Origin of the sequence: Micromonospora sp. C51, from assembly GCF_018070435.1 — a bacterium.
Classification (GTDB): Bacteria; Actinomycetota; Actinomycetes; order Mycobacteriales; family Micromonosporaceae; genus Micromonospora; species Micromonospora sediminimaris.
Window position 1 is genome coordinate 1 of the sequence record NZ_JAGPXQ010000099.1, and the last position, 846, is coordinate 846.

Genomic DNA, 846 nt, shown 5'->3' on the forward strand with positions numbered 1-846 from the left:
AGTCGGTCATGATCGTGGTGTAGTTCGACCCGAAGCTGCCGGGGAAGTTCCCGATCGGCATGCTGGCCCGGTAGATGCGGCCGTTGTCCCCGGCGAAGAACAGGTACATGTTCTGGTCGTCACCGATGAGCGCCTGGTCGATCGGGCCGGTGTTCGAGTTGGAGATGCTTCCGGTGAACAGCGTCTGGTGCGCCGACCAGCTGTTCACGTTGGTGGGGTCGGTCGAGGTGCGGTACGAGAACGCGGGACCGCCCCACTGGTAGGCCAGCACCCAGACGTTGCGGGGCGCGAAGTAGAACAGCGACGGCGCGACGGCTGCGAACGGCATCTGGTTCTGGCTGGCCGAGCCCATCTGGTTCCAGTTCGAGAACAGCCCGAAGTTCATCGAGCCCCAGGTGGTGCCGGTGTCGTGCGTGGTGCCGTAGACCAGGTGCTGACCGTTGTACGGCGCGTGCGTGAAGTCCTTCAACGACACCCACCCCGACCGCGGCTGCGCCAGCGCACCCGTCGACGACCACCGGTACGACGACGGCAGGTTGCAGGTACCGGTCGGCGGTGGCGAGGTCGGCGGCGTGGTGGTCGGTGGCGTGGTGGTCGGCGGGGTGGTGGGACCGCCGAGGGAGACGAGCCGGAACTGCTGGTTGCTCTGTCCGTGGCAGTCGTACAGCTGAACCTGGGCGCCGTTGGAGGTGCTCCACACGTCCAGGCATCGCCCGGACTGGACGCCGGTGATGGTGCCGTTGGAGTTGACGTTCCATTGCTGGTTGGTGCCGCTGTGGCAGCTGTAGATCTGGATGGCGGCGCCGTTGCCGGAGCCTGCGGCGTCGAGGCACATGTCGCCGTAGA

General features: G+C 66.4%; 1 protein-coding gene. It reads right to left on the reverse strand.

From position 1 onward, the window contains the following. The coding region (locus KBX50_RS32530) for a non-reducing end alpha-L-arabinofuranosidase family hydrolase (RefSeq protein ID WP_210941667.1) at nt 1-846 on the reverse strand (846 nt) is incomplete at both ends.